This is a genomic window from Barnesiella sp., from assembly GCF_022723415.1.
Lineage (GTDB): Bacteria > Bacteroidota > Bacteroidia > Bacteroidales > Barnesiellaceae > Barnesiella > Barnesiella intestinihominis.
In genome coordinates, this window is sequence record NZ_JAIJHU010000020.1 from 12,180 (window position 1) to 38,143 (window position 25,964).

Annotated in this window: 17 protein-coding genes; 11 read left to right on the forward strand and 6 right to left on the reverse strand. The window is 45.9% G+C overall.

Going from position 1 to position 25,964, the window contains the following annotated elements; translation table 11 throughout:
* Positions 1-56: 56 nt before the first annotated feature.
* The 5 genes from QVD32_RS05725 to QVD32_RS05745 form a co-directional block, all read right to left on the reverse strand.
* Positions 57-4,607: a choice-of-anchor J domain-containing protein gene (locus tag QVD32_RS05725; RefSeq protein ID WP_118687492.1), complete on the reverse strand. Its 4,551-nt coding sequence runs from the start codon at positions 4,605-4,607 to the stop codon at positions 57-59.
* Between the two features lie 423 nt (positions 4,608-5,030).
* Positions 5,031-5,378: a MarR family transcriptional regulator gene (locus tag QVD32_RS05730; RefSeq protein ID WP_021892284.1), complete on the reverse strand. Its 348-nt coding sequence runs from the start codon at positions 5,376-5,378 to the stop codon at positions 5,031-5,033.
* A complete protein-coding gene (locus tag QVD32_RS05735; RefSeq protein WP_229033641.1) occupies positions 5,362-5,580 on the reverse strand; it encodes a 4Fe-4S binding protein in 219 nt (72 codons plus the stop codon). Before QVD32_RS05735 ends, QVD32_RS05730 begins: the two co-directional genes overlap by 17 nt.
* Positions 5,577-6,038, reverse strand: coding sequence for a thioredoxin (gene trxA / locus QVD32_RS05740; protein ID WP_046416096.1), 462 nt, complete (start codon positions 6,036-6,038; stop codon positions 5,577-5,579). Before trxA ends, QVD32_RS05735 begins: the two co-directional genes overlap by 4 nt.
* On the reverse strand, positions 6,031-6,234 hold the full coding sequence (locus QVD32_RS05745; RefSeq protein WP_008861219.1) for a DUF6132 family protein: 204 nt from the start codon (positions 6,232-6,234) through the stop codon (positions 6,031-6,033). Before QVD32_RS05745 ends, trxA begins: the two co-directional genes overlap by 8 nt.
* A 687-nt stretch (positions 6,235-6,921) precedes the next feature.
* Here QVD32_RS05745 and QVD32_RS05750 point away from each other — a divergent pair.
* The 8 genes from QVD32_RS05750 to QVD32_RS05785 all read left to right on the forward strand — a co-directional run bounded on the left by QVD32_RS05750 (position 6,922) and on the right by QVD32_RS05785 (position 15,635).
* A complete protein-coding gene (locus QVD32_RS05750; RefSeq protein ID WP_021892286.1) occupies positions 6,922-8,166 on the forward strand; it encodes a 3-phosphoshikimate 1-carboxyvinyltransferase in 1,245 nt (414 codons plus the stop codon).
* Positions 8,163-8,579 carry a hypothetical protein gene (locus QVD32_RS05755; protein ID WP_021892287.1) on the forward strand — a complete coding sequence of 139 codons (417 nt, stop codon included), beginning with the start codon at positions 8,163-8,165 and terminating at the stop codon, positions 8,577-8,579. Before QVD32_RS05750 ends, QVD32_RS05755 begins: the two co-directional genes overlap by 4 nt.
* Before the next feature lie 6 nt (positions 8,580-8,585).
* Complete coding sequence (locus QVD32_RS05760) at positions 8,586-9,410, forward strand: metal ABC transporter permease (RefSeq protein ID WP_021892288.1); 825 nt, start codon at positions 8,586-8,588, stop codon at positions 9,408-9,410.
* A gap of 50 nt (positions 9,411-9,460) precedes the next feature.
* Entirely contained in the window at positions 9,461-12,232 is a 2,772-nt protein-coding gene (gene porW, locus QVD32_RS05765; protein WP_252206142.1) for a type IX secretion system periplasmic lipoprotein PorW/SprE, read from the forward strand.
* Positions 12,219-13,760: a T9SS response regulator signal transducer PorX gene (gene porX / locus QVD32_RS05770; protein ID WP_021892291.1), complete on the forward strand. Its 1,542-nt coding sequence runs from the start codon at positions 12,219-12,221 to the stop codon at positions 13,758-13,760. Before porW ends, porX begins: the two co-directional genes overlap by 14 nt.
* A gap of 6 nt (positions 13,761-13,766) precedes the next feature.
* The gene (tsaE, locus tag QVD32_RS05775; RefSeq protein ID WP_008861225.1) at positions 13,767-14,189 is read left to right on the forward strand and encodes a tRNA (adenosine(37)-N6)-threonylcarbamoyltransferase complex ATPase subunit type 1 TsaE; all 423 of its coding nucleotides are present in this window, start codon (positions 13,767-13,769) and stop codon (positions 14,187-14,189) included.
* 108 nt (positions 14,190-14,297) lie between these two features.
* Positions 14,298-14,552, forward strand: a complete 255-nt coding sequence (locus tag QVD32_RS05780) for an immunity 17 family protein (protein ID WP_040295858.1) — start codon at positions 14,298-14,300, stop codon at positions 14,550-14,552.
* 114 nt (positions 14,553-14,666) lie between these two features.
* On the forward strand, positions 14,667-15,635 hold the full coding sequence (locus tag QVD32_RS05785; protein WP_008861226.1) for a FimB/Mfa2 family fimbrial subunit: 969 nt from the start codon (positions 14,667-14,669) through the stop codon (positions 15,633-15,635).
* A 557-nt stretch (positions 15,636-16,192) separates the two neighbouring features.
* On the opposite strand, the gene QVD32_RS05790 is transcribed toward QVD32_RS05785, so the two are convergent.
* The gene (locus QVD32_RS05790) at positions 16,193-16,957 is read right to left on the reverse strand and encodes a glycerophosphoryl diester phosphodiesterase membrane domain-containing protein (protein WP_021892293.1); all 765 of its coding nucleotides are present in this window, start codon (positions 16,955-16,957) and stop codon (positions 16,193-16,195) included.
* Positions 16,958-17,168: 211 nt separating this feature from the next.
* On the opposite strand from QVD32_RS05790, the gene QVD32_RS05795 reads away from it, so the two are divergent.
* The 3 genes from QVD32_RS05795 (at position 17,169) to QVD32_RS05805 (ending at position 25,031) form a co-directional block, all read left to right on the forward strand.
* Positions 17,169-17,852: a B3/B4 domain-containing protein gene (locus QVD32_RS05795; protein ID WP_021892294.1), complete on the forward strand. Its 684-nt coding sequence runs from the start codon at positions 17,169-17,171 to the stop codon at positions 17,850-17,852.
* Positions 17,853-17,937: 85 nt separating this feature from the next.
* Positions 17,938-19,128, forward strand: a complete 1,191-nt coding sequence (locus QVD32_RS05800; RefSeq protein WP_021892295.1) for a dicarboxylate/amino acid:cation symporter — start codon at positions 17,938-17,940, stop codon at positions 19,126-19,128.
* A 77-nt stretch (positions 19,129-19,205) separates the two neighbouring features.
* Positions 19,206-25,031 (forward strand): alpha-2-macroglobulin family protein, encoded by a 5,826-nt coding sequence (locus tag QVD32_RS05805; RefSeq protein ID WP_118687490.1) that lies wholly within the window; start codon positions 19,206-19,208, stop codon positions 25,029-25,031.
* Positions 25,032-25,964: the final 933 nt, after the last annotated feature.

Genomic DNA, 25,964 nt, shown 5'->3' on the forward strand with positions numbered 1-25,964 from the left:
AAGGAGCCGTGACCGAATGCTCGGTCGCGGCTCCTTTCTTATGCACGACAAATACCTTAACGAACGATCACCTTGATCGCTTTCCCGTTTACCTTAACTACATATACGCCTCTGCTTACCGAAATGACCGTGACATCGGAACAAATATCGTTATGCAATACGATACCGGACATATCGGAGACTGTGGCTCGCTTGCCCTCTGCACCACGAATGACGATAGTACCATTCTCCTCGTATACGCGAATATTATCCATCGAATTATTTTCTATACCCGAAGTCCCCACCGTACACGGATCCGACAATATAGATTCACCCATGTTGTAAACTACCGATACGGCATAAACATTATCGCCGTCGGACGGAGCGTTATCGGTAAACTCGGTCGCAGCCGTATTATCCAACAGCTCCCCGTTACGATATACATTGTAACTCTCCACAGCCAACCCTTCGGGAAGAACCGGTTGCGGTTTATAAACCACATTGTCGATACCCAATAAGAATGCATTCGCCGATACACAACGTATGGCAAAATAGGTGGTATTCGCAGGCAAGTCGTAAGTATAAGTAGCCCACGTATCTGCCGGCACAGAACTTACCTTAGCCAAATTGTTCGTAAAATCTTCGATAGCATTGCCCGTTGTCGAATAATATACTTCTATCGATTCCGTAAAGCTCGAATCATAAGCCTTCGCTTGGAACGATACGGTCTGTCCGCCATCGGCAAGACGAGGAGAGATAAGCCAGTCGTCGTTGTGACCGAGATCGGTCGTCTGAGGGTCGGAAGACCAGCATACCGCCAACTTGGAACCATGAGAATTATCCATCATGAATCGTTCATCGACACCCAATCCAGCTATATGCTCGGAATTCATATCGAAAATCATGAACGCCTGCGGTTGTCCGGCATTAGGCCAAGATTGAGATTCTCCGAATACATAAGTATTCCCCCCATCGACATCGGCTACCGTCCAAGCCCCGAAACCATCGATGGTAAACGGGTCATAATCCTCGAAACCATCGGTCACAACCTCGGCTACCGGTTTGGAGAGCGACGGAGCCGACCACGCAAGTTTAATGGCTGCACCCTCACGGTTACCGGTCAATCCAGTCGCTACGGGATAGGAAGAACCATTCACTTTGGTTACGACCGCGGTTTTCGTACGGTTATCGTCTTGTTCCTCATCTGAATCATAACCCACGACACCATAAACCGTCAATTCCGAGCCCGCCATTTCGATAGAAGGCGTATAGGATATTTCCACATTCACAGAGCTCTGAGCAGCCAGTGACTCTACTGTTTTCGTCGCCAATACGTTAAATTCCTCATCGGTCAAATAAACCGCAAATTGCGAGGCATCCCGTACGCCTTCATTCAAAACCGATACGACATATTTAGCCTCCTCCTTGAAATTGACTTTCTCCGGTCCGGTAATACCTGTCGCTTGAAGATTATTATCTAAATAACCGCGAATTTCGATATGATCCACATAGGCAAAATTGAAATCTTTGAGACACTCTCCCACTAAGGCTATCCGCAAATTTTTGGATTTGTACGACGCGAGGTCTATATTCACACGAGTCCACTCTTCGGCGACCTCGATAGTATCTACATCGTGCCAATCGGCATAATCGTCCGAAATTTGGAAACGAACTCTCACACCCCCGGTCGGCATCAATATCCAAGCATTGAGACGAGGATTATCGACTGCCGAAATATCGATCTTCGGACTGTAAATGCGAGTAGAAGCACCGGCGGCATATCCCTGGAAGTCGGCACTGCCTCCATCGTTATCCTGTGATTGGTCTGCTCGTGGAGTCCAATCGGAATCATAACTCTTTCCGGCAAGGAGTTCGGTTGTCCACGGGCCATTGGTAATTGTCGCATCGGCAAACGACTCGGTATAAGGAGCCGGATATGAAGGTCCTACTAACCGCGAGTTGGATTGCGCAGGCTCCGATTCTCCTTTTTGATTCTTAGCGGTCACCGAGAAATAAGACAACACCTGCGGCATCTCGCTATTCAACGAAGTAAGCTCGTAGCGGTCGCCCGTCACATCGTCGGCAACCACTTTCGAATCGGCATCATATACAGTATAAACCACTTCCTCGGGATTTACATATCCGCCGTTTTCCCCCGTCTCGGGAACCTTATCCCAAGAAAGCAAGCCCGAACCGTTCCCTTCATCGGTAAAAGTTACCGATTGAGGCGCCAACGGAACATCTATGCCAACCAATACGGTATCGGTCGTAACAGCCCCTTCTCCAAACGAGTTGCGTGCAACCACACTATAAATATTCAAACCGGAAACGACCCCATTATCCACAAATTGAAGTGCAGTCCCTTTTGCCGGGGATTCAAACGTCTTGACCAAAGTCTCTCCACGTCTCACATCGACGGCTGTCAACTCGGTCAAATCTCCGCCCACAAGATTCTTTGTCGGGGCAGTAAGCCCGATTGTAACAGACAATGCGCCCTTTGCTCCGGGAATAAGCGTGAGATTCTCTACTTCTCCCGGAACATGAATAGACATGGGCTCTCCCACCTTAATATTATCGACGGTCAGATTTCCCTTATTGGCATCGCTTACCGCATGGAATCCGATGTAATACGTACCGTCGGCATCGGGCATGATCGAGAAAGTCTCGGTCTTGGGCGATGTTCTCGTATTGGTATAAGTGCGCTCCTCCATAATGACGGTATTCATCGCCTCGACCGTGGCAGCCGTTCCCATCTTGATTTCCATCTTTTCCTCGGAACGAGCGCTCAACACATACGTATCGAATGAAAATTCATACATATAGCCTTTCTTCAATTTCAAAGGAGGTGTGATCAACCAATCGTCCGCATTATTCTTCATGTGATAGGCATACCGAACCGTACCATTCGAATAAGTCCACGTTTTATTATCGTTATTCACATCGACCACAGTGAACAATCCCAAAGAATTTTTCTCTGTAAAATCCTGTGAATAAGGAGGCAGTAACGCATCTCCTACACTCACCGAATTGGAAGATGCGGGCTCGCCTTCGATACCATCGTTATAAGGAGTTACCACATAGTAGTAAAGAGCCAACTCTTCGGTCGTGAATGTGTCGGAGAAAACACTGTCGGCATGATTTGTGGCGACTTGAACATTATCGGGCATACGCACGATCTTATAACGTAAATCGTCCACATTCATATATCCCCCATTTTTCGTACCCGTAGGAGAATTCCATGAAACCGTATTTACATCGCCGGTCCGAACCACTTTCAAATTGTTCACTGCCAAAGGACTGTCCTTGCCGATATAAACGGTCATATCGCTTTTAGGACTATCGCCCACCGAATTGGACAAAACGACCTCCAATTTATAAATGGCCGATGACGGAACGGTCACAGGACATGAAACCTTCGTCCCGGCAGCCGCGACACTTGTAGCCAACACATCGCCATTACCCAAAACTTTATATGTCACATCACCGTTCAAAACATTTCCATCGTATGTCTCGGACGGTATATCGAAAGATACAGTACCGGAAAGGGAACCGTTCTCGAAAGAGACCGACAGATTCTCTGGTCCCGAAGGAGCTCCATCAAGAGCTTCGGGGTCGGGAATATAAGCCCCCACGACTTGATCTCCATAAGGTAACGCTCCGACCAAAGCGGCTTCTCCTGTTGTCAAATCGACCGTATAAAGATTCGCAGCCTCGTCTTCTTCATTGGCAAACCAATAAAACGTATTGTCAGAAGTGTTGATTACAGCCGACTGAGTATATTTTGGAGACACTTGTGTATCTCCTATCTCCCGGAGTGTACCCGTTGTTTTATTGATTTCATACAAGATACCGCCATTGTTTCCCTCGGTAGCCGTACTGGCCGAAATACCGTAAAGTTTTCCGTTAGAGTCACAAGCCATTACCTGCATCGGTTTCGACAAAAGGGCTATACTGTCTTTGGACATACCTTCGAGATTCCATGTAGAAAGTACATAGCACAACTCCTTTGTCTTCTCGTTATAACCATAAGAGCAGCAATAGACCTTGCCGGTAACCGGGTCTTTGGCACAACTCACTGCCGCATTCCGATAAACAGGCCCCAACGAATAACCCATACTTTTATAATCGAGCTCTGCCCCGGTCACAGCATCATAAACAGCATAACGACTCGACGACACATATCCATAATCTATGGCATAATCATAAACGTATAATTTTCCATCGGAATAAATCGCTCCGCCGCTCGCAGACAAGCGAGGAATAAGAGTCACTTCTTCCCGGGTTACCGGAGCTTGGGCCGAAAATGAATAGAGTCCGAAAGTATTGACATCTTTATTCTCATCATAAACGACAGCTCCGTTCAATTTCAGATTCGAAAGAGAAGGAGCCGCATCGATAATTACATCTGATTTTTTACGCGTCAAGGGACGAACTTGTTGAAAACCACTTTCAGAAGACATTTGCCGTTTCTGAAAATTCCTCGACTTTTCCAAAAATTGCCGGACAAGCACAGGATCATTCTTAACATTTCGGGCTTCATCTGGAAGGGTTCTCGATGTTGTCTGTGCAAAAGCGGCAGACAATACCCCTCCCGACAAAATGGCAAGAGTAAACAATAATTTTTTCATATATACCTCGTGTTATAATATAATTTTATTGTAAAAATAAAGAAATCATAATTCCCAAATACGCTTTTAATATTTTTTAAATATCTAACAAAAGTAAATGTATATATTATTATTTAGTTACATATATTCGGCATATCGCCCAAACTATATACAAATAATAACCCCAAGTGGTAAAAATCTCCACTTGGGGTCAAACGTTCTATCCGAATCAAATTCAGAAGCTGTTTTAAATTTATTCCGAGACAGATTGAGACTTATGTTGAAGCAGATGGGAGTCCGAGATATGCAGTCAATAGCGGGCTATTGACAAAAATCAAGGGATTCAAGATGCGAGGCAGGGGCTCAATATGGCCGGAACATACCTGCTTGAAATGATAATATTATTTCTCAATAAATTTAAAACAGCTTCTCAATTTTACACAACTATAATATCTTTTTCAACACATCGGGAATTTCGACATCGCAACATTCGAGCTCTTTCAGACAACGTTCGCCCTCCTGAGTCAAAGAAAAATACATCTGACGTTTGTCGTCATCGCCCAATATCCGTTCGATGAGACCTTTCTTTTCTACCGAACGAATCACTTTCGATGTATTGGAATGAGTAAGCCCCAACTGCTTGGCGATATCTCCCGAAGAGAGCCTCGGCTCTTGACGAAGGCAACACAAAAGCATCCCTTCGTTCAGGCAAAGCCCATATCTCTTCTCAAATCTCGTTTCAAAATCGGTTATCGCTCTATAAAAATCACGAATCTTACAAAATGGTTCCATACTTATCTTCCAATCGATATATAGCTTTCATACCACAGTGGCGGACACATTTCCCGCATTCGATACATTTATCCGAATCGATACGAGGCAAGCCGAAACCGGTCTGGCTGATGGCCTGTTGCGGACAAATCGAAATCAACGGACAACGATGATTCTGCGGACAACGGTTCTTATCTACGACAAGAGGCATAAAATTACTCATTTTTTCAATAATACACCATCGATTGCCTCTTTAAACGAACTTTTGGGCATCGCCCCCATAGCCATTTGAGGCTTATCGTTCATGGGTATAAACAAAAACGAGGGTATACTACGGATATTGAACAATGCCGCTAACTCTTGCTCCTGCTCGGTATTCACCTTATAAACATAAATCTGCCCGTCATACTCCGCAGCCAGCTCTTCCAATACCGGAGCCACCATTTTACACGGTCCGCACCAAGAGGCATAGAAATCGATAATCGCCGGTTTATCTCCTAAATATATCCACTCCTCGGGATTTTTTTCATAATCCACTATTTTCTTTAAAAAATCAGCCTTTGTCAATTCGATCGTTTTCATTTTATTTTCTTTTTTACCATTATTTATCGCTTTCGTTTCACAGGCGGCAAGCATAAGCGATAGTATACCCACCGTCAAAAACAACACTCGTTTAATCATATTTCTTTTCTCTTTTGAATGAACTCACAAACAATCCTCCTATCGCTGCTCCCCAAACCGTACTGGCAAAAGGAGAAGAGGTAATAGGACACGTACCCGTCGCACAACCTACGAACCGCCAATAAAGATAACCGCCCAAAGCACCTAACAGAATACCTGTGACCGGGAGCCAATAACGTTTCAACAGCATTTTCATTTTTCAAATTTATTATTTAGTTCTTAATTTATTTTCCAATAGAAATATATTCTACAAGAAATATCACAACAAATATATCTGCTATTTTCCATTAAAACAATTTTCCACAGGAAATATATTCAACTATAACGTTTTTTAACCACCAAGTATCTACCCTATCCTCTCATATTTTATTTAGTTTAGGCGTAGTAAAAACGAGCAGAGGGCTACTTTAAACACCTCCCCTGCCGTGCCCCGTAGCATTGCGGGGTGTGGCGCAACCATACGAACAGGGGAGAAGTGCACAATGCTATCCTTATACCGAAACTGAAACACCACTTTCAATCCTCTCCCCCTGTGTTTCCATAAGGAAATATAGGGGGAGTGCCCGTAGGACGAGGGGGTTAAAACGACAGTAGAGCAAAAATATTGAATCTCACCCTCCTCCCCTGTGCTTCCGTTAGGGAATATAAGGGAGGTGTCCGCAGGACGGAGGGGTTAAAAAATATCTGCAACAAAGGAAGCGTATCAAGGCAACAAGGAAACTATCCGCCCTTCTCCTCCATGCGACAAAAAATAAAAGAGACTACAAAAACAAAAGATGCTGAAAAGAGAGATTTGTGAGAAATACTTCATCGGTAAATAAAGAAATGATACATACCATTCCTCTTTTTTTGCTAATTTTGCGACAAAACCCACAGCGAACAAATGAATTACAAAGTCTTTGCTCCACACGACTGCCACACAGAAGTCGAACTGCCGGCATCCAAAAGTATCAGCAACAGAGCTCTCGTCATAAACGCCCTGTGCGACGATTCGATACCGATAACCAACGTGTCCGACTGTGACGACACACGGGTCATGAAACAGGCTTTCACGGGAAAAAACAGTTCGATCGATATACACGGAGCAGGAACAGCCATGCGATTTCTCACGGCCTACTATGCTCAAAAACGAGATTACGAATGTATCATATCGGGCTCCGAGAGAATGAAACAACGCCCCATAAAAATACTGGTCGATGCTCTACGCTCTCTAGGAGCAGATATCCGATACTTCGACAAAGAAGGATTCCCCCCTTTGCAAATTTTTGGGAAAGAACTAAGAGGCGGAGAGCTTTCTCTACCGGGTAATGTCAGCTCCCAATACATATCGGCACTACTCATGATAGCACCTTATATGCAAAACGGATTGGAGCTGACCCTCACAGGCAAAATAGTTTCTACGCCTTATATCGAAATGACTCTCGAAATGATGTCTCATTTCGGTATAGAGACACACCGCTCCAACAATACCATACGAGTTCCGGCCGGCCGATACTGCCCGAAGCAATTCCGAATAGAACCGGATTGGTCGGCAGCTTCCTATTGGTATGAAATCGCGGTGCTCGCACCCGAAGGCGACATATTCCTGCCGAATCTCTCGAACAAAAGCCTTCAAGGTGATGCCCACATAGCTGCACTTTTTGAACCGCTGGGTGTTTCCAGCCTGTTTTCTCAGGAAGGCATAGAACTAAGAAAATCGGACAAAACCATTTCATTATACGAACAGGACCTATCCGAGCAACCCGACTTAGCCCAAACCCTTGTCGTAACTTGCTGTTTAATAGGGCTTCCGTTCAAATTCACAGGCCTGCAAACCCTTAAAATAAAGGAAACAGATCGCATATCCGCTCTACAAAATGAACTTATTAAATTAGGATATAAACTAATATCTTCGGATAGATCACTCGAATGGGACGGAGAATCTATCACTCCGAAGGTTACACCGGTCATAGAAACCTACGACGATCATCGCATGGCTATGGCATTTGCCCCGGCCTCGTTTCTCTTCCCGGGAATAAAGATAAAAGACATTTCGGTAGTGGATAAATCATACCCCAACTATTGGAAAGACCTCTGTAAAGCAGGCTTCTCGCTTGAAAAGGACGAAAAAGAAGGAACACGATTATGATTATACTCATTTCATCCATCATACTTTTAGGTATTGTTACTTACTATTTCCATCGACGGGATTTAAAAAAACAGGTTGAAAAAACTAATAAAATAGTTCAAACCGAAATTCAAGAACCTCCGCAAGAATGTTGCGGACGGCATCTCGTTTGCGAACGCGACAGCCTGCTCGCCGGAGTAAGCAAAACAATAGAATACTACGACGACGAAGAGCTCGATGCTTGGAAAGGAATCGAACCCGACAGCTATACACCCGAACAAATAGAACTCTTTCGGGAAATTTTCTATACGCTACGACCGGAAGATGTGCCGGGGTGGGTACGCAGTTTGCAATTACGACAAATCGCCGTCCCCGAGTCACTGCGAGACGAAATACTGCTCGTTGTCAATGAACAAAGAACGATCGACAAATAATTGCTTATGATAGACATTCTCAATTATACATTCTTTCAAAATGCTTTGTGGGCGATACTACTCATTTCCATAACAAGTGCCATCATCGGCACATACATCGTCGCACGCCGCATGCTATTTATTACCGGGGGCATAACCCATGCATCTTTCGGTGGTTTGGGTGTAGGGTATTACCTCGGCATCAATCCCACGCTTTCGGCTCTTGTTTTCGCTATCCTTTCCGCATTGGGAGTCGAATGGCTGTCTCGGGGCAAATCGGTTCGCGAAGACTCGGCCATAGCGGTCGTATGGGCGTTAGGCATGGCAATCGGAATCATTTTTATTTTCATGACCCCCGGCTACACACCAGGGCTAACGGAATTTCTTTTCGGAAACATTCTCACCATCACCCGCACGGATATATTCATCTTTGCGGCCTTTGCCGCATTATTGATTTTCTACACCGTATTGCAATACAAGACCATCATATATACGGCTTTCGATGCCGACTTTGCCCACACCCGCGGTATCAAGACACGCCTCGTCAACTATATCATGACATTTTTTGTGGCGACCGCCGTGGTTCTTACCATTCGTCTGGTCGGTATCATGCTCCTCATCTCCATACTCTCTTTACCGCAAATGATCGCCGAACTTTTCTGTCACAAATTCCGAAATATCGTTTGGCTGTCGGGAGCAATCAATCTCCTCTGCGGCATAGGAGGACTGTCGCTCTCCTATTGGCTCGACGTCCCTGCGGGGGCAACCATCGTATTTACCTTAATAATCGCCTATTTTGTTGTAAAAATTATAGCTTCCTACCTACATTCTGCAACCGGTAAAAAGCAATAAAACAGGAAAAATTCAGTTTTAAAAATGGAGTATTATCCCTATAACATCGATTGAAAAAAAGAATACTACATACTATCGGTTTATTTATTGTTCTTACACTCGTATCTTGTTCCACGAAAAAGAATACGGCGGTGACACGTTTTTACCATAGCTTTACCACCCGCTACAACGTCTATTTCAACGGAATAGAAAATTACAAAGAACAACTCAAAGAGATGGAAGAAGGATACGAGGATAATTTCACGGACCTCCTGCTCATGCATCCGGCACAAGCCTATGCAAATCCCAAAGATCCGCAACCATCGGGAAGTTTCGATCGGACTATCGAGAAATGCCAGAAAGCCATACAGTTGCATTCCATTAAGAAAAGGCCGAAAAGAAATTCTAAAAAAATGAGCGACCCCAAATACCGGGAGTATATGAAACGGGACGAATACAACCCGTTTATTCACAACGCATGGAGGCTTATGGGAAAAGCACAATACTACAAAGGCGATTTCCTCGGAGCCGCTGCGACCTTCCTTTATATATCCCGCCATTTCACTTGGATGCCCGATTTGGTAGCAGAGTCGCGCATTTGGCAAGCTCGGTGTTACATCGCTATGGGCTGGTTGTACGAAGCGGAAGATATACTGCTCAAAATCAACAATGAGAAATTGCCCGAATCCCAAAACAACTGGTTTGCGACAGTCAATGCCGATTACCTTGTTCACAAAGGAGAATACGAAAAAGCCATTCCTTTTCTCGAAACGGCCATTAAGTCTGCTTCGAGCAAACAACAACGCATCCGAATGACATTCCTGCTGGCGCAACTCTATGCAGCCACACAAAATCCTACGAAAGCATACCAGACATACGGAAAAGTCATCGGCATGAACCCACCCTATCGAACCGAATTCAATGCTCGGATCAAACAAACCGAAGTCTATTCGGGGAAAGATATTTCGAAAGAAGTAAAGAAACTCACCCGTATGGCTTCCCGGGATCGTAACAAAGAATATCTCGATCAAATATACTACGCCATCGGCAATCTCTACCTGTCCCGCAAAGACACGCTCAAAGCGATGGAAAACTACCGCTTGGCAAATCAAAAGAGCACTCGCAACGGCATAGAAAAAGCCATCTGCCAAATCACGCTCGGCAATCTCTATTTCGAAAGAAGAGAGTATGTCGATGCCCAACCGTGCTATGCCGAAGCCATTCCCCAACTGAAAGAAGACTATCCCCAATACGACCTGCTCTCCCGACGATCGTCTGTCCTCGACGAGCTGGTTGTCTATGCACAAAATGTCGAGCTGCAAGACAGTTTGCAAAACTTGGCGGCCATGAGTGAAGACGACCGGAACAAAGCCATACAAAAAATCATCGACGACCTCATCAAAAAAGAAAAAGAAGAGGCCGAAGCACAACAGCGAGAAGAATATCTCGCCCAACAGCAAGGGCCTCAGTTCAACAACGACAACTCGGCCAAACAAAATACGACGATTCTCTCTGGGGACAAATCATGGTACTTCTATAACAAGCCTATGGTTTCTGCCGGTAAAACCGAATTCCAACGGATTTGGGGTAGCCGAAAACTCGAAGACGACTGGCGTCGTCGCAACAAATCGGGATTCTCCATGAGCGACTTTGCCGAACAATCGGGAAACAGTGAGAATGAAGATTTGGCCGACAATTCTCTCCCCGATGAAGAAAACCCCGACAGCATACAATCCGATGCGGCCGACGATCCCCATAACCCCGAATTCTACCTCAAACAAATACCTATGACACCGGAGGCAATGGAAACATCGAACGAAGTCGTTGCCGAAGGCTTGTTCAACATGGGTATTATCCTCAAAAACAAACTCGAAGACTATCCGGCGGCCATCGCCAACTTCAACTTATTGGAAGAGCGGTTCCCCGAGAACCCCTACCGACTCGACGTATACTATAACATGTACCTCATGTACATGCGTAACGGAGATGTCGTCACCGCAGGGATATACCGGGATAAGATTCGTTCTGTATTCCCCGAAAGCCCCTATGCGCAAGCTATGGCCGATCCGCATTATTTGGATAATCTGCGACGCATGAGCGCTGTCCAAGATTCTATTTACGAAGCCACCTATGCCGCTTATCTCGAAAACGACAACAGAACGGTACACGGGAACACGACTTTCATGAAAGAAAAATATCCGCTCTCGCCGCTTATGCCCAAATTCCTTTTCCTCGATGCACTGGCCTACATCGGTGACAAACAGTACGACCATTTCAAAGCAGGTTTGAAAGATCTGCTCGAACGTTACCCGCAAGCCGATGTTTCGCCTATGGCGACCACAATGCTCAAAGGAGTCGCTCAGGGACGTCAGATTGCCGAAGGCAGCGGGAACATGCGGGGAATGATTTGGAAGGCACGGCTCACCAACGATACGACGACGTTGGCGAACGATACCGCTCAGGCAACGTTCACACAAGACCTGAATGCACCGCACGTGCTACTTCTGGTCTATGCGACCGACAGCGTGTCGTCCAATCAATTACTCTTCGACGTGGCGAAACACAACTTCACCAGCTTCGTCATTAAAGATTTCGACCTCGAAATAATGACCTTTAACGAAATAAGTATGTTAGTTGTCAAAGGATTTAATAACTTTGACGAGTTATCCCACTATCGTCGGGTTCTCGATAACAGCGAAACATTCCGTTATCCGCCGGGAGTAAGACCCGTAATGATCAGCGAGGATAACTTCAAGAAACTGCTCGAAGGATACAGTTTCGAAGACTATTTCTTATTCCTTGAAAACAATCCTCAACCGACAGAGCCTTATGAAAAACGGTAAAATACTTTGGGCCGACGATGAAATCGATTTACTGAAACCGCATATCCTTTTTCTACAACAAAAAGGATATGAAGTCACAACCGTATCGAATGGACGAGATGCGCTTGAAAAAGCAGCTCACGAGACCTTCGACCTCATTATCCTCGACGAAAACATGCCGGGATTGAGCGGGCTCGATACCCTCGGCCAGATCAAGATGGAAAATCCCGAGATTCCCGTCGTCATGATCACCAAGAGCGAAGAAGAAAACATCATGAACCAAGCCATCGGAAACAAAATATCCGATTACCTCATCAAGCCGGTCAATCCCAATCAGATCCTCCTCTCCATAAAGAAAAATCTCCACCACAAAGAGATCATCTTGGAAAAGACATCGAGCGACTATCGACAGGAGTTCCAACACATTAGTAGCCAAATAAACGACTCCTATTCTTGGAACGACTGGTTCGACGTTTACAAAAAGCTCGTGTTCTGGGAATTGGAACTTGCACAAGCCGAAAGCGATATGGACGAACTGCTCACCATGCAGAAGACCGAAGCCAACAGCGCTTTCGCCAAATTCGTCAAGAAAAACTACGAAAAGTGGATTACCGGAGGCGAGCACCCCTTGATGAGCCATGAACTTTTCAAAACCAAAGTCTTCCCCCTCATCGACAACGGGGAGAAAGTATTTTTCATACTCATCGACAATTTCCGTTTCGACCAATGGAGAGTGATCAAACCTCTGCTTAACGAATACTTTACGGCCGAGGAAGACCTCTATTTCAGTATCCTGCCCACAGCCACACAATATGCCCGCAACGCTATCTTCTCCGGGTTGCTGCCCAACCAGATAGCTCGCATGTTCCCTGACCTGTGGGTAGACGAGGACGAAGAGGAAGGAAAAAACCTGAACGAGGCTCCCCTCATTCAGACACTGCTCGACCGGTTCCGCAAACGATATACATTCTCTTACAATAAAATCAACGAATCGGCATTCGGCGAAAGACTCATTCAAAACTTCCCGCAAATCGAGAATAACCAACTCAATGTCTGCGTGCTCAATTTCGTCGATATGCTTTCCCATGCTCGCACCGAATCCAAAATGATTCGTGAGCTCGCCTCCTCGGAGGCCGCCTACCGCTCCATTACCGAGTCTTGGTTCCGCCACTCGTCGGCGCTCGACCTCTTCCGCAAAATCGCCGAAAAAGATTTTAAAATCATTCTCACCACCGATCACGGGACGGTACACGTCAATAACCCCATCAAAGTAATCGGCGATAAAAATACCAATACCAACTTACGGTATAAAGTAGGGAAATCGCTCAGCTACAACCCCAAGCAGGTATATGAAATCAAAACACCCGAACGATACGGACTGCCGTCGCCCAACGTCAGCTCCACCTACATATTCGCCACGAACCACGACTTCTTTGCATACCCCAATAATTACAACTACTACGTAGGGTACTATAAAGATACGTTCCAACACGGAGGCATCTCTATGGAAGAAATGATGATTCCCTTGATAACACTCACGAAAAAATAAAAACTCATGCACACGCTTACGATAAAAAATCTCGACCAAATACAAGAAACAGCCCGCCAATTCATTAAGCTCATGGGCGACAATACGGTATTCGCTTTTCACGGCAACATGGGAGCCGGAAAAACGACTTTCATTAAAGCCGTTTGTGAAGAACTCGGTGTAGACGACCCCGTCAATAGTCCCACATTCGCCATTATCAACGAATACCGGTCCGCTACTACCGGCGAACTCATCTACCACTTCGATTGCTACCGGCTCGACAAAATCGAAGAAGCCTATGACCTCGGAGCCGAAGACTATTTCGCCAGCGGGGCTCTCTGCTTCATCGAATGGCCCGACAAAATCGAAGAGCTGCTCCCCTACGATTGTGTAAATGTCCATATCGCCGAGACCGAAAACGGAGCCCGGTCCATTACACTCGACATCTGAAAATCATAGTATAACCCGAACCTCCAATCCTATATTTTTCTTGCCAAGCGAGGCATCGAAAAAATAGGAGAAATATCCTCATGAAAAAATGTTGAACCCGCTACCACAATGAACGACACCCCGGCACTCATTCCTGCACTCATCGTTCTATGCCTGTTTCTCATATCGGGCATACTGTCCCTCTGTGCGGCGATAGCCGACTGGAATTGGTTCTTCAACAGCAAGAACTGCCGCATGCTCACATCGAGACTTTCCCGCCGAAAAGCCCGTTGGCTTTATGGAATCATCGGCTGTCTCATTCTCTATATGACAGTAGTCATCGCTCTCGATATCTTATCAAAAACCCCGATTATCGACGGATAAATCAAATTGCCCCCTTTTCTCTCTTTACCTCCATAAAAACAAAAATTCTTCCTCATTGTTATATAAATAGATTCAGTCATATTGACTCAAATATTAAAATATAACAATAACATTATGAAAAAACTTTTGTTGGGAGCAATCTCCTTTCTCGTCCTCTTCTCTGCTTGTAAAGACGATGACAATGTAAACAGTAACACCACACCGCCGGAAGAGACTCAACTGGTAACCCCCGAAGTAAGAGCCCGTATCGCCGACCCTCTTAACCAAAACCCGTTTACGGGTATTCTCGAAATTTATCCGTGTAATGCCGAAACTTCCATTTATTACGGGAACTTTATCAACGGAAATAAAACTGTATTCAATGGATACTATACCATATTAGACGGGCATGTATATGGAGAATACAATAGACCGCTCCATCTTCCTCTGGGAACATACAATATGGTATATTGGGGAACTCCGAAATACGATGACCCCATTTATAATACACCGGCCATTAACTCCCCCGGCATAACGCAAGGAGTTGACCTTTCCAATTTATATTTCAGATTAAGGGCCAATACCGATAATACTTACATGCCCGTATATGATTTAGTGCATGCTGTAAAACCGGCACAAATAGGAAAAGAAGATTTACAGGCTTCATTGACGCGTGTAACTGCCGGACTTAAAATAATTGCAAAAATGAAGCAAAACGAAGTTTTCAGCCCTATGATTACAAACATTCAAGCTCGTATCGGAGGTATTGCCGAAAAGATGAACTTCTATACAGCCGAAACTGAAAACAAGACCAAAACAGTAAAATTTAATCTGGAACGTTCTACCGACGGGACAATCATGAGCAACGCTACGGTCATGCTGTTCCCCTCCGCCGAGAATCCTCCTTTGGAACTGATCATTACATTGGAAGACGGTAGCGAACATAAACTCTCCAAAAATTTAAGTTCGACCCTTTCGGAAAACACAAAACTGACTCTCAACATCATTTTGGGAGAAATCATGTCCGGTGAAACGCCCGGCGACTTCTCTATCGAGGACTGGAACGAGATAAGTGAAACTATCGAATTCCCGGTTATAAATTAACAAACTATATATATTATACTTACACAAGAAAAGCGGTCAAAGAATTGACCGCTTTTCTTGTATGATAACCCCATTTCCCTATCTCGGGATATCAAGTAGAAAATCAAAGGGGAAAATAAACATAAATTTTAGCGAACGCAATGAATTGCATTTATCCTTCTCCCCTGCTTCGATACTTAGGAGAAGGTTGAATACGTCTTGTCTTACCGGCAAATTACGCGATAAAAGAATGTCGCAAAACACCTCCCCTATCTTATCTACGATGAGCAGAGGAAGAGGTGCATACCCTATTTGTTGCTGCCGTTGATATTACTCCTTCTCTTCTGCCATCTCCCGTAACATTGCGGGGTGTTTCAGTTTTCTCTATCGAAGATATTTAAAACTCCTCCCCTGCCGTGTCCCGCAGCATTGCGGGGTGTTGCGGAGTAATATAGGGGAGGTGGCACGTAGTGACGGAGGGGTTAAAAAATATCCACAATAGGAGAAACGTATCAAGGCATCAACCTCTCTCCCAATGTGCCGCAAACATCGAGAAGTATCGAAGAAACGACAATCCGTTATTCCTCCACGATTACTATTTCCTCACCCTCTTTAATCTGGCGATACATAGCTACCGTCATGAACATAGTGATAATCATAGTTACGAATACACCTATAATCAAAGCTACGAGCCCTAATAAATTCAGAACGATAATCATCAAAATACAAAGAAGGATAGTCCACATGTTTCCCTGTGTCATCGTCCAGCTTTTACGAACCGCACCCATGACTCCGATAGAAAAATCTTCGACGTAAGCATAAACGGCGAACATCAACCGCAAAGCAATATAAAAAGACACCAAAAGCAGCACCAAAAACAGAATACCCGTCACTCCGCCGAATGCCTGTCCCATAAAATATCCGAATGAATAAGGATCGGCTAAATTAAAAGAAACCGCACTTGCTCCCGCTCCGATAAACAAAACGATAAAGCCCAACACCAATGGAATACAATAACAAACGGCAACAATAACATTCACCCCTATGAGTCCGCCCAATTTCGGGAGTAATTCTCCGAATACTGAGAACGAAGGTTCTTCCCCATCGTATGCATTCAATAAAATTTTAGCGAATCCCGCACTGACCCACACAGACAAAACCAGATTCACTAAATACAAAATCCAATAGCGAAACGTAGTTGTATCAGCTCCGCTGAGCAAGCTGATGACCCACAATAAAACCATATAACCCAAAACCAGACCGAGCATAACGATAAAATGCTTCTTGGTCAATTCCCAACCCTTTTTGAGAGCGCCCGAGGGCGACAGATGTAGTGATTTCATATCATCAAAATTTAATTGTGTTTTCAATACATGCCAAGAAGGTGCAAACGCAATCAGAAACAAATTCTTCTGAATATGCCGAGTGCAACCCGCTTTCGCAACGTATGCAAATATAATATATTAAAAGAAAAAAACATAACTCAAAAACAACAATAATGTAATTTTTCGCTAATTTTGAAATATCTTTTTTTATCCAAAAGAGCGAAAACGCATGAAAACCATTCGTATCGAAAACAATTTTGCACAGGTCTGCCCCGGCCTGAAAATTGGTATCATCGGAGCACAAGTAACCAACACCGAAACCGATCCTCGTCTGTGGGAACAAATAGACGACGAAGCCTCCCGCATCGCAGCCGCCTACAAAATCGACGAAATAAACAAACGACCCGCCATACAAGCCACACGAAAAGCCTATCGGTCTTTCGGTAAAGACCCCAATCGGTATCGAGTTTCCTCCGAGGCCCTTTGCAGGCGCATTATCAGAGGTCTGGGAATCTATCGCATCGATACGTTGGTCGATCTCATCAATCTGGTCTCTGTCCGTTCGGGATACTCCATCGGAGCTTTCGATGCCGATCGTATCGAAGGAGACACTCTCATTTTGGGAGTCGGGAAAGAAGGAGAAATCTTCCGAGGTATCGGCCGGGGCGTTCTCAATATCGAAGGACTCCCGGTTTACCGCGACGATAAAGGAGGTATAGGCACGCCCACCAGCGACGAGGAACGGACTAAAATAACGCTCGACACCAAAAACTTGTTCGTTATAATCAATGCTTATGGCGAAGAAATGCCTCTCGACGAAACCATAGCCTTCACAACGGGGCTGCTACGGCAATACGCTTCTGCCGAGAATATCCGCACAGACATAGTTTCGGCCGACCTTTTCATCGATTAAGATCGAGTACTTCTGTAAAAGATAGCGCTGCATTTCCTTGACAAAAAGGGAATATTTTCCTATTTTTGCTAAAAGCATCAGCGTTATGAAAAAATTTCGGATTTCCCTCCTGTGGCAAGTCCTCATCGCCATAGCGACAGGTATCGCGCTGGGACAGTTCCTGCCCGTTCCCGTCGCACGTATATTCGTCACCTTCAACGGGCTGTTCGGCAACTTTCTCACCTTTGCCATTCCGCTCATTATCATCGGACTGATTATCCCGGCCATTTCCGATTTGGGGAAAGGCGCAGGACGGTTGTTACTCGTCACGGCGGCCATCGCCTACGGTTCCACCGTATTTTCGGGATTCTTCACCTATTTCAGTGGAAGAGCTGTTTTCCCGGAACTGATTACCGAATCCGCACACACAGCGGCGATAATAGACAACCCCGGTAACATGGCGTTAAAGCCCTATTTTACAGTCGAGATGCCTGCCCCTCTCGACATCATGACCGCCCTGCTGCTCTCTTTCTGTATTGGATTGGGACTATCCGTAGTCAAAGGCAACACCCTGAGAATGGCCGCCGCCGATTTCCGCGACATTGTCTCCTTGCTTATAGCAAAAGTCATTATACCGTTATTGCCGCTACACATTTTCGGGATATTTCTCAACATGACGGTTTCGGGACAAGTCGCCTCGATTATCTCCGTTTTTGTCAAAATCATCGTAGTCATATTCATCTTACACATTCTTTTGCTGCTCGTTCAATTCGTCTTAGCCGGTATCATCGGGAGAAAAAATCCGCTGCGATTATTGAAAAATATGCTTCCCGCTTATGCCACCGCGCTCGGCACGCAATCTTCCGCAGCGACCATTCCGGTCACGTTGGCTCAAACCATTAAAAACGGAGTGAGCAAAAACATTGCCACCTTTGTTATTCCTTTATGCGCCACCATACATCTATCGGGTAGCACGATGAAAATCACGGCATGTGCCATGGCAATTATGATGATGAGCGGCATGCCCATAAATACGACAGATTTCAGTGGGTTCATACTCATGCTCGGCATTACGATGGTCGCAGCGCCCGGAGTTCCCGGCGGAGCTATTATGGCGGCGTTAGGCATACTTGAAGGCATGCTGGGGTTCGACGAAACGGCACAAGCTCTCATGATAGCGCTATATATTGCGATGGATAGCTTCGGAACCGCTTGCAATGTCACAGGCGACGGAGCCATTGCCGTCATTGTCGACCGAATAGATGGGAAAAAAGAAAATCTCATGCAGCATTCCTAAAACAAAAACCGTCTTTCAAATATATACTATTAAGTAAAATTTATTTATAAATACCCAACATATTAACACTTTCAGACATGAAAAAAGGAATATGGATCATCGTGACAGCCCTCCTTTCGTTAGGGGCCATCATCGGGGCAAATGCTCTGGTAAGCACGACAAACGTAAATACTATGAAGAAAAAATTATCGACCGAAGAACAAATCAAGATTGCACCGAAAGCGGCCGTCGACTCGGCAACGGTCGCTTTGAAAAAAGCACTGTCCCAACAAAATGCTCCGGCTGTAATCGCCGCACTTGTCAAACAATCTGCGGCACAACTCCTCATCGACAGGGACAGCCTCCCGGCGATTATCGATAAGACAACCGCTCTCGCCGATCGTTCCGAGAACCCTGTCGAACAAAGTTTGCTACGGCTGTTAACAGCTCAGATGTACAATCTCTATCTCGACAGAAATTATCAGATACGCTGGCGGGACGAAATCAACGATTTCTCGTTACCCGTCGAGTCTTGGAGCAAAAACATGTTTACCGAAAAAATAGATACGCTCCTCGCACAAGCCACGGCCCCGGCCGAAGCCTTACAAAACACACCGATCGAGAGTTACCGAGAGGCGCTTTCCATAGGGACCGACTCGCTCTTCCGCCCTACACTTTACGACTTCGTGCTGAACGAAGCCATAGAAATATACGAGGGAATGGACGAATATAGCAGAATACAACCGCTTGTCCGCCAAAAACTTCTTTCCCCGGCAAAAGAATTTACAACCGCTGTATTTTCCGGCAAAACGGTCAAGGACAATCGCATTTTGCAACTCTACGCCGATGCCTTGAAATTCCATGCCGCCGATGAACTATCCGCTCCATTTATGATGTGGGATCTGAATCGGCTCGAATACCTCGGCGAAGATATCTATTTTTACGATGAAAGTTCGGCCTATTACGACTACATCGGTCAATTAAAAACGATTCTGGACGCTTACCGGGCGAAACCCTACTCGGTCGAAATCGCCACCGTTCTGGTCTCGAAACTACGGGAATCCGGGAAATACGACGACGCCCAACAAGCCCTCGACATTTGCGACCGATGGATAAAAGACTTTCCGAAATATCGCCGAATAAACGCACTCAAAAATCAACGCAACGGACTCACCGGGAAAGAAGCATCTTTCAATCTGCCCAACGTCTCTTATCCGGGTCAAACAGATAGCGTAGAACTCTCATTCCGCAACGTCGATACACTCACCGTAAATATCTATCGGCAACCCGACACGCTGTCGTTCTATGCCAGAGAACAATACCGGCCGCAACAAAACGATTGGGATCGCAGTAACTGCGTTTATACCCACAAATACGGACTGAACCGGCCGCTCTCTTTGATTCCCGACAAAAAAAAGATCGCCTTTCCCCATCTTGCTCCCGGGTACTACGTCGTGGAAATGCTCATCGACGGGAAACCCGGTAGTTCGACTGTAAACCACACGGTATCGGGCATAAAAACCATTGTCCGCAGTGCAGGTGAAAAAAGCTTGGAACTGCTCGCTGTCGATGCCCAAACCGGTAAACCCATACAAAACGCCGATGTCACGGTTTACACCGCAAAAAACAGAAGCTATGAGCAAGTCAAAGAGATAAGCCGGCTCAAAACCGATAAGAATGGACTCTGTATAATCGACACGAACGATACCCGATATTATGCTTTCGCCCAAATATCCACTCCGACAGACGGTTATTCACCTCTTGCAGACTTATCTTACACGGACTATTGGGATCGATACGACAAAGAGAAAAAGACCGCTCTTTTCTCCGATCGCTCGCTCTATCGTCCGGGGCAGACTGTCTATTTCTCGGGAATACGATACGTCAATAATACGGAAGAAAGTCGCGTGATACCTCGTGAAAAATGTACGGTACGATTCATCGATCCTTCTTCACGGACACTGTCCACTCTCGAAATGACCACCGACGAATACGGACAGTTCAACGGCTCGTTCGTAGTACCGCAAGGTAACATGCTTGGGAATTACACCATACAAGTCGATGGGTCTTGGGCCAATGCGCTCAGCATTTCGGTAGCCGAATACAAGTTACCGATGTTCAAGGTCGAATTCGACCCCGTAAAAGAGGGAACGAGTTTTGGAAAACCGCTCACGATAAAAGGTAGCGCAGTCAGTTACAGCGAAGTTCCGCAAGCCGGAGCAGAAGTCGAATACACGATTTCCCGCCGAACGAACCCGTTCTTCCGGCTTTATCTCCCCCATGAACAAATCGCTTCTGGTTCCTCGGTAGTTGACAAAGCGGGTAACTTTGCCATCACGTTCACCCCGAAACGAGAGTCTTCGGAAGAAAATATCAATAAGGAACAAGCCTATATCTACACCGTCACAGCGACCATAACCGCACCTACGGGCGAAACGGTAGAGCAATCCGTTTCGGTACAAGTGGGCGATTCCCCCTATTTCATTTCTATTTCCGCACCGCAATATATCGACAAATATAAATCGGCAGGACAAATCAAGGCCGAAATTCATACGCTCAACGGACAGACCGTACAACGGGCCTGCCGCCTCGTATTCTATTCATTATACGACTCCGACGAAGAAAGTCTCGACAGCCTCAAAATAAAAATGCAAGTCGGCGAAGTTCTCATCGCAGCCGACGGGAAAGCTGTCTATCCCGATTTTACCAAATGGCAATCGGGCCCCTACCGTATCGTGGCATTTAGCGACGATGAAACAGGGCGTATCATTCGCAATGAAACTAATTTCGTGCTGTACAGCGATAAAGACAAACGGCCTCCCCGCTTTGCCGGATTATGGCTTCCCCGCACCGAACTGACCACCGAAGCAGGCGAAACGGTAAAAATTCCCATAGGAAGCTCTTTCAAAAACGCCTATGTCTTCTATTCCGTTTATACACCCGACAGCTTGATCGAAACCAAAATGATAAAGCTCGACAATCGCTGTAAAACAATCGATTTCAAATTCGACGATTCTTTCGGCGGATTGGCGACGATCAGTCTGCTCACGATCAAGGAAGGGGAAATGACGACCGCCCAAGCGACCATACGCACGGCCGCTCCCGATAAGAGACTCGACATCAAGACCGCCTCTTTCCGGGATAAATTGCTACCCGGCAGCCTTGAAAACTGGACCTTCTCGATAACCGATACCGAAGGGAATCCCGTGAGCGCACGATTCATGACCGAGATGTTCGACGCTTCCATGCAGGCCATTCGCACCCATCGCTGGAATTTCAATGTGCCGACTCCGATCCCCTCATTGCGTATCTCCACCACTCCCCGAACAGAATATACCCACAACTACTCGATTCGTATCTACGACTTTGCCGAGTCCTCCTATTGCCCGATCGAAAGCTCCACCGAGTTTCTCAACTTCGGATTGCTGTGGTACGGTAAAGCAAGACCTCTGGCGATACGAGGTGCGGCACAAAGCGAGGGATACGATATTGCAGATTTCCGTGAAGTAATTGGAGAACAACCGGTATTGGAAGAATGTGTCGTAACGGAACTAAGTTCTGCCCAAAAAGGAGTTGCTGTCGAAAATAAGGCTATTTCTATCGCCGATATCGCCGGGACAGAAGAATCTGCTGCCGACTCCTATCGCACAAGCGAGGTAGGTACGGCATTCTTCTATCCCACCCTGATGTCCGATTCTCTCGGCAACGTCTCCGTTTCCTTCACTGTACCCAATGAAAATGCGACTTGGCAATTCTATGCGCTGGCATACACAAGCGACCTTTTCACGGGACGATACGAAGCACAAACCATATCGAGTAAACCACTTATGGTATCGCCCAATCTGCCGCGATTTGTCAGACAAGGAGACGAAGTCACCGTATCGACAGCCATACAAAACCGCACGGACAAGGTGCAGGAAGGAACCATTCTTTTCGAATTGTTCGATCCTTATACCGAGAAAGTCTCCGACTCTCGAAAATTCGCCTTCATCGTCGATGCCGGAGAAAGCCGCACGGTCGATTACAGCTTCTCCGTTCCCGAAGGAATCGAAGTATTAGGCTTCCGCACAAAAGCATCCACCCTGCAACACAGCGATGGAGAACAACAGATACTGCCCGTATTGCCCGCAAAAGTGCTGGTAACCGACAGTAAGCCGTTCTATATCCCCGGAGGCAAACACTCGACCTCGATCACATGGTCCGGCATGGACAAAAAAATGAAATCACCGACGGTAGAAAACTATCGCATGGTTCTGCAATATTGTGATAATCCGGTGTGGTATGCGGTACAAGCCCTGCCGCCGTTGGCCGATTTAACCGGCGATGATGCGATTTCGGCAATGGCTTCGCTCTTCTCCAACAGCGTGGCAGTAATGCTCGCGAACTCCAACCCCCGCATTGCACAAGCCATCGAATCATGGAAAGCCACGGGAGGAAAGAATCTCTCGTCGCTGTTGGCTCAAAACGAAGAACTGAAACAAGTATTGCTCTCGGCCACCCCGTGGGTATTGGAGGCAGACAACCAAACCGAACGAATGCAACAATTGTCCACGCTCTTCGACAAAAACCGGGCGGAACGACTCACCCGAGAGGCGATACTCAAACTCCACAATCTGCAAACTACCGAAGGCGGTTGGAGCTGGTTTAGTGGTATGAAAACTAATTTCTTAGTTTCTATAAATACATTGGAAGGCTTTTCGAGACTGCGAAAATTAGGTATTCCTCTTGATGAAAGTGAAATAAAAGAAATGCAAATTTCTGCCGTCGCATACCTCGACAAAATGATTGTAAATCAGAAAAAAAAGAACCCAGATAAAAACCTCTCTTATGAGGATATCTGCTACCTCTATGTACGCTCTTCATACAGAGATATACCTTTGGCCGGGGAAACCCTCGACCTGCATAAAAAGATGGTCGAAAAACTAAGATATTGGGTCAACCTCTCTACGATAGAAAAAGCCTATGCCGCCACAGCCCTTTATAGATATGGCTTTGTCGAAGACGCAAAAGACATCTTGAAGTCCCTGCGGCAATATGCCGTCAGTCAGCCAGCCAAAGGCATGTACTGGCCCAACAATCGCTCTCATTATTACTACAACAACAGTGCTGTACAAGAACAATGTGCCCTATTCAACGCATTCTCCGAAATCGAGCCCGTAACCTCCGAACTGGATGCCATGCGGCAATGGCTGCTCTCCCAAAAACAAACCAACGACTGGGGAGCCGTACCCTCTACGCTCGAAGCCATATACGCTCTGCTCGAAGGCGGAACAGACTGGCTTGCTCCCGACGAGAATAAAACATCGATCGTTTGGGGGGGACAGGAAATGAAAAACAGTCCCGAAGAACCTTTTTTGGGACTGACGGAATACACATTGTCCGGTAACGAAATCTCTGCGGCTGCCGCCAAAGCTGTTATTTCCACCGATCATGAACAACCCTCGTGGGGCGCAATGTACTGGCAATACTACGACGATGTCAAAAACGTAACTTCCGCATCGGTCGAAGACCTCGCGCTCTCACGGCAAATCGTGGTAAGACAACAAGGAGTGCAATCGGCGACCTATGTACCGCTCAACCGCGTCACGCTCAAAACAGGCGATCGCATAGCCATACGGCTCACCATCTCCGTCGGACGAGATATGCAATTCGTATGCCTCACCGATTCGAGAGCGGCTTGTTTCGAACCGACAGAACAACTTTCGGGATATAAATGCAGGGAACGTATCTGTTATTACGAAGAAGTAAAAAATACCGAAACTCGGTTCTATTTCGACTTCTTACCGAAAGGGACCTATGTTATCTCCTATGAGCTCGATGTCGACCGACCCGGAGAATATACACAAGGACTATCCACGATACAATGTCTGTATGCTCCGCAAATAATTGCGAGAACACCGGCACAAACGATCATAATCAAATAATCCTTTTGCTTGTTCCGCGCAGGGCTGTTTCATTCTACTGTTGAAACAGCCCTGTTTTTTTAAAGCCGTCTCAACGCCTGAACACGCGATATGAGACAAAGTGTCGAAAAGGGACATGGAAACCAGTCGAGAATTAGAAGCTATTTTAAATTTATTCCGAAACAGATTGAGACCTATGTTGAAGCTGATTGGAGTCCGAGATATGTAGTCAATAGCGGGTTATTGACAAAAATCAAGGAATTCAAGATGCGAGACAGGGGCGCAATATGGCCGGAACATACCTGCTTGCAATGATAATATTATTTCTCTATAAATTTAAAACAGCTTCTTAGTGGGAATAGTCTTTTAACTCTTGCCGCAGGTAGGGAGGAAAAAGAACATTCGCAGAGACATTTTTATTCTCTTCCCCTGCCGTTTCCCGTAGCCTTACGTGGTATTTCAGTTTCCATTATCGGAGATACTTAAAACTCCTCCCTTGCCGTGCCCCGTAGCATTGCGGGGGGCTGTTTTCTCTATCGGAGATATTTAAACTCCTCACCTGTGTGGCGCCAGCCATATAGGGGAGGTGGCACGTAGTGACGGAGGGGTTAAAAAATATCTGCAACAGAGGAAACGTATCAAGGCATCAACCTCTCCCCTTGCCGTGTCCCGTAGTATTATGGGGTGTTTTGTCCTGCAAAATATAGGGGAGGTGTCCGCAAGGACGGAGGGGTTAGAAAATACCGGCAACGGTAGTGACAGAATTAAACCTTACAAGTCAAAAATCTTATGCCCCCTTTCCACCCCTCCCCATACCGCTAACGCAGCACAGAGGAAAAGAGTAAAAACCAGACAGTGAAAGGGCTATCAAAAATTTACGAATATTCTATAAATAGAATATAATAACTATTTTCTGTAAAAATATATAGAATATTGAGAAAAAAGCGATACATT

What these genes read in the sequence shown, in the direction of transcription:
- QVD32_RS05725 (WP_118687492.1), bottom strand. Translation starts at nt 4,607, where the DNA reads ATGAAAAAATTATTGTTTACTCTTGCCATTTTGTCGGGAGGGGTATTG.
- QVD32_RS05730 (WP_021892284.1), bottom strand. Translation starts at nt 5,378, where the DNA reads ATGGAACCATTTTGTAAGATTCGTGATTTTTATAGAGCGATAACCGAT.
- QVD32_RS05735 (WP_229033641.1), bottom strand. Translation starts at nt 5,580, where the DNA reads ATGAGTAATTTTATGCCTCTTGTCGTAGATAAGAACCGTTGTCCGCAG.
- trxA (WP_046416096.1), bottom strand. Translation starts at nt 6,038, where the DNA reads ATGATTAAACGAGTGTTGTTTTTGACGGTGGGTATACTATCGCTTATG.
- QVD32_RS05745 (WP_008861219.1), bottom strand. Translation starts at nt 6,234, where the DNA reads ATGAAAATGCTGTTGAAACGTTATTGGCTCCCGGTCACAGGTATTCTG.
- QVD32_RS05750 (WP_021892286.1), top strand. Translation starts at nt 6,922, where the DNA reads ATGAATTACAAAGTCTTTGCTCCACACGACTGCCACACAGAAGTCGAA.
- QVD32_RS05755 (WP_021892287.1), top strand. Translation starts at nt 8,163, where the DNA reads ATGATTATACTCATTTCATCCATCATACTTTTAGGTATTGTTACTTAC.
- QVD32_RS05760 (WP_021892288.1), top strand. Translation starts at nt 8,586, where the DNA reads ATGATAGACATTCTCAATTATACATTCTTTCAAAATGCTTTGTGGGCG.
- porX (WP_021892291.1), top strand. Translation starts at nt 12,219, where the DNA reads ATGAAAAACGGTAAAATACTTTGGGCCGACGATGAAATCGATTTACTG.
- tsaE (WP_008861225.1), top strand. Translation starts at nt 13,767, where the DNA reads ATGCACACGCTTACGATAAAAAATCTCGACCAAATACAAGAAACAGCC.
- QVD32_RS05780 (WP_040295858.1), top strand. Translation starts at nt 14,298, where the DNA reads ATGAACGACACCCCGGCACTCATTCCTGCACTCATCGTTCTATGCCTG.
- QVD32_RS05785 (WP_008861226.1), top strand. Translation starts at nt 14,667, where the DNA reads ATGAAAAAACTTTTGTTGGGAGCAATCTCCTTTCTCGTCCTCTTCTCT.
- QVD32_RS05790 (WP_021892293.1), bottom strand. Translation starts at nt 16,957, where the DNA reads ATGAAATCACTACATCTGTCGCCCTCGGGCGCTCTCAAAAAGGGTTGG.
- QVD32_RS05795 (WP_021892294.1), top strand. Translation starts at nt 17,169, where the DNA reads ATGAAAACCATTCGTATCGAAAACAATTTTGCACAGGTCTGCCCCGGC.
- QVD32_RS05800 (WP_021892295.1), top strand. Translation starts at nt 17,938, where the DNA reads ATGAAAAAATTTCGGATTTCCCTCCTGTGGCAAGTCCTCATCGCCATA.
- QVD32_RS05805 (WP_118687490.1), top strand. Translation starts at nt 19,206, where the DNA reads ATGAAAAAAGGAATATGGATCATCGTGACAGCCCTCCTTTCGTTAGGG.